The organism is Klenkia sp. AC732, assembly GCF_979256525.1.
In genome coordinates this window covers 1-233 of sequence record NZ_CEEDOS010000192.1, presented here as the reverse complement: position 1 = coordinate 233, position 233 = coordinate 1, and the positions used below count along the sequence as shown (strand labels likewise).

Annotated in this window: 1 pseudogene; it reads right to left on the bottom strand. The window is 78.5% G+C overall.

Annotated features, from left to right (window positions below):
* A pseudogene (locus tag AC0IVP_RS22235) lies at nt 1-233 on the bottom strand (class I adenylate-forming enzyme family protein); the annotation flags it as partial.

Below are 233 nucleotides of genomic sequence, written 5' to 3'. Positions count from 1 at the left end.
CCCGCAGGGTCGGCGCGGCCGACAGCATCGTCACCCGGCAGGCGGCCAGCCCCTCCAGCACGGGCTCCGGCGCGAAGGGCAGCACCACGTGCTCGGCCCGCGCCCACAGCGCACCGCCCACGCCGAGCACGTTGCCCGCGGTGTGGAACAGCGGCATCGGGGTGCACCAGCCCCGGCCGGCGGTGGGTCCCAACCGGTCGGCGAACGCCGCCCCGGTGGCGACCATCCCGGCG